Genomic DNA, 3,260 nt, shown 5'->3' with positions numbered 1-3,260 from the left:
TCAAAAGCATAAGAGAAAAATAGTATAAAAATAATTTAGAAAAATGGAGTAGTAGAATATGATTTGTCCAAATTGTAAAGCAACAATAGCACCATCAACAATAACTTGTCCCCATTGTGGAGGTAATGTTCAAGCTGAAATAATAAGAGCCAGACAAAATGCTAAATTAGAATTTGAAGCTATGAAAATTTTATTTATTATTGGTATTGGTTGTTGGATTTTTGTGTATTTAATGGTTTATGTATTTAATTGATATTCTTATTACAAAAATTTGTGTGGAGTTGTTGAAAATAACAATTCTGAAGATATGGATGTTACATTGGAATATAATTTGTATGATAAAGATGAAATAAAAATTAAACATTCTTACATTCGTCTAACAATAGATGGCAATGGTAAAGCAAAATTTGATGAATTTTTATTCAGAGAAAATTTTGATGATTATAATATCAAAATTCATTCTGTTAGAAAAGATTGATTTTTACATAAAATGTAAAAACAATAAAATATCACTATTCCAAAATATTAATAAATGACTGGAGCAAAAAAATGGGGAAAAATAAGGAATCTAATAAGAATACAAAAAATGTAAAAAAAGATGAGGAAAAAGACAACCTTCAGCATATTATACTTACAATTATATTTGGGGTAATTTTTGTTTTTTTATTATATACTTTATTAACATCTGTTATTGATGTGTCCAACAAAGAAATAGTATGTGGTGTTATAGGTGGTTTCGTTCTTTGGTTTGTATTTTTTTATGATGGTATTTATAAAAAAATGGCAGATTATTGGGATGAATGTGAAATAAGAGATGAGTGTTCAAAGTCAATATCAAACAGTAGGCAAAAAGAAGCATTGTTAAAAACTGCATCCAAAAAGTTGATGGATTTAAAAAATGATGCTGAAGTAACACCAACACAAGAAAATGTAAAAAAAGATGAGGAAAAAGATAACCTTCAGCAAGATATACTTACAATTGTAATTGGGGTAATTTTTGTTATTTCATTATATACTTTATTAACATCTGTTATTGATGTGCCCAAAGAAATAGTATGTGGTGTTATAGGTGGTTTCGTTCTTTTGTTTGTATTTTTTTATTATGGTAACAATAAACAAGAAAAATCATTATCAAAAGATAATGTAGATAATACTATAAAAACATTAGATAAACTCAATATGTTAAAACAATCTGGGGCAATCAGTGATAATGATTATGATGCAATGAAAAAAGGATTGTTATCAGAAAATAATCATAAATCCCAAAAGCACATCCTTGTTATAGTATTAATCATATTAGGAGGAATATTCTTTATTTATAATTTGGGGTCTTATAGTTCAGAAGATGAGGGTGCTTGTTATACTTTATTAGTAAAGAAAGCAACTCATAGAGCAGAAAGATATAGTACAGATTTAATAAAAAATGTTACATCTTCTATTGAAAGAAGTGGTCATTGTAAACTTAATTACACTATTTTTAAGGGTAATGGATTGTTGTTTTATAATGGTTTTGGAGGAAGCTCAAGACCAACTTATTGGTGCATTAAAAATAAAGAGGGGAGATATAAGGTTTACATAGATGAAGATAGAATTGACATTGATTCAAAGGTACTAAATTCTGTGGGAGAATCAGGAAAAAATCTTTGCCAAGCATATGAAAGCTTAATTAATTTGTACAGTTTTTGGGACCCTTGGACCAGAATTGTAGATTGATTTTATAAAATCAATTAACCAATAAATGGGGGGTAGAATATTCTATTCCCCATTTATTTTACCATAACTTGAAATCCAAAAGCAAAAATAAAATGCTTTATTTTTCTATATATCCATACACAGTTGGTCTTGTGATGTTAAATTGTCTTGCAATTTTAGCAATTGGAATCCCTTGTTGATATAAATTATTCAATTCACTTACTTGTTCATTAGATAACTTATTTTTACCACCTTTATATTTTCCCTTTGCTTTAGCAATAGCAACACCTTCTCTTACTCTTTGGTTTATCAACTCTCTTTCTAAAGAACTTACTGCTGCTAACATTGTCATCATCAATTGCTGATATGGGTCTTGTTTATTTGGTTCAAATGTTAGATTCTCTTTATGGAATTTAATTATTGATCCAATTTGATTGATTTCATTAACTATATTTAATAAATCTCTGGTGTTTCTTGCTAACCTATCCATTGAGTGAACATTTACAATATCACCACTTCTTAAATTTGATAACATTGCTTCTAATTGTGGTCTTGCTCTATCTTTGCCAGATAATTTATCTTCATACTCCCTATCACAAGGAACATCAATTAACTGTCTTTCAGTAGATTGGACTATTGTGGAAACTCTTTTATAGTTAAAAATCATTGCTAAAATCCTTTATGTGTAAAGTGTAAATCTATAATGTTGCTTTACATTATGATAAAAGTGTAAAATCGTCAAGTGTTTTAATGTTGATTTTACAGTATTGTATATGGAAAGATTAACTATTGTTGGATTTTACAATGTGTCATTGTTGATTTTAAGGTTCCTAAATTAGTTATAAAAATCCATATGTATAAAGTGTTTTGGTAGTCCATTTTTATTGAGTGATGATGTTGTTGGTGTGTAAAAAACAGCAAAAATCAATCATTATGATTCTTTGTGTTCCTTGTGGAATAAAGGATAATGGAGTTTCTAATGACCTTGCCAAGGTTGATGTCGAGGGTTCGAATCCCTTCACCCGCTCCAATTCAAGAGGCCACCTAAAAAGGTGGCTTTTTTGTTTTGAAAAATATCTTATAATCAAATATTGGTTTCATTGCTTATCATTGTATATGTTTTATTTTTCTATATTGTAAACTTGTATTGAAAAAGATATAGAGCCGTATTACAAAATTCGGATATATCGCTAATATTAGAAAAATGATACCTATTTTAAATTAGGTATCATTTGTCGGTAGATTTTGATTTGAAATTTGGTAATTGTTTAAGATTCTCTTATTCCATCGATGATTTTTTTTATTAACTTTTTTAGTCTATCGTCTAAATAATCAGCTACTTCTCCATGGATATATAAAGGGATTCCATAATATGCCCCGGCGACGGCTCCGGTGATTGCTGCAATAGTATCACTATCTCCACCGAGGGATATAGCATTTCTAATAGCATCTTCAAAACTTTCGGATTCAAAAAAGGCTTTAAGAGCTTGCGGAACAGTTTGTTGACATGATTCGTAAAATTTGTATCGGGAACGTATTTTATCAAGAGTAAAATCCATAGGGTAATA

6 protein-coding genes are annotated in these 3,260 nt (G+C 28.5%); 3 read left to right on the top strand and 3 right to left on the bottom strand.

Annotated elements, in window-relative coordinates; all coding sequences use genetic code 11:
- Positions 1-58 precede the first annotated feature (58 nt).
- The 3 genes from ACKI3Q_RS06710 (at position 59) to ACKI3Q_RS06700 (ending at position 1,713) form a co-directional block, all read left to right on the top strand.
- A complete protein-coding gene (locus ACKI3Q_RS06710) occupies positions 59-253 on the top strand; it encodes a zinc ribbon domain-containing protein (protein WP_407415510.1) in 195 nt (64 codons plus the stop codon).
- Positions 254-271: 18 nt separating this feature from the next.
- The gene (locus ACKI3Q_RS06705; protein ID WP_407415508.1) at positions 272-478 is read left to right on the top strand and encodes a hypothetical protein; all 207 of its coding nucleotides are present in this window, start codon (positions 272-274) and stop codon (positions 476-478) included.
- A gap of 71 nt (positions 479-549) precedes the next feature.
- The gene (locus ACKI3Q_RS06700; protein WP_407415506.1) at positions 550-1,713 is read left to right on the top strand and encodes a hypothetical protein; all 1,164 of its coding nucleotides are present in this window, start codon (positions 550-552) and stop codon (positions 1,711-1,713) included.
- A 97-nt stretch (positions 1,714-1,810) separates the two neighbouring features.
- Here the strand turns inward: ACKI3Q_RS06700 and ACKI3Q_RS06695 are convergent, their stop codons facing one another.
- The 3 genes from ACKI3Q_RS06695 to ACKI3Q_RS06685 all read right to left on the bottom strand — a co-directional run.
- Positions 1,811-2,359, bottom strand: a complete 549-nt coding sequence (locus tag ACKI3Q_RS06695; protein WP_407415504.1) for a recombinase family protein — start codon at positions 2,357-2,359, stop codon at positions 1,811-1,813.
- A gap of 214 nt (positions 2,360-2,573) precedes the next feature.
- Complete coding sequence (locus tag ACKI3Q_RS06690; protein WP_407415502.1) at positions 2,574-2,723, bottom strand: hypothetical protein; 150 nt, start codon at positions 2,721-2,723, stop codon at positions 2,574-2,576.
- A 237-nt stretch (positions 2,724-2,960) separates the two neighbouring features.
- Positions 2,961-3,260: ADP-ribosylglycohydrolase family protein (locus ACKI3Q_RS06685; RefSeq protein WP_407415500.1), on the bottom strand; the 300-nt coding region annotated here is incomplete at its 5' end.

It is taken from the genome of Methanobrevibacter sp. (genome assembly GCF_045636185.1).
Taxonomy (GTDB): domain Archaea; phylum Methanobacteriota; class Methanobacteria; order Methanobacteriales; family Methanobacteriaceae; genus Methanocatella.
The sequence above is the reverse complement of the archived record's forward strand: the minus strand, read 5'-3'. Positions and strand labels throughout refer to the sequence as shown.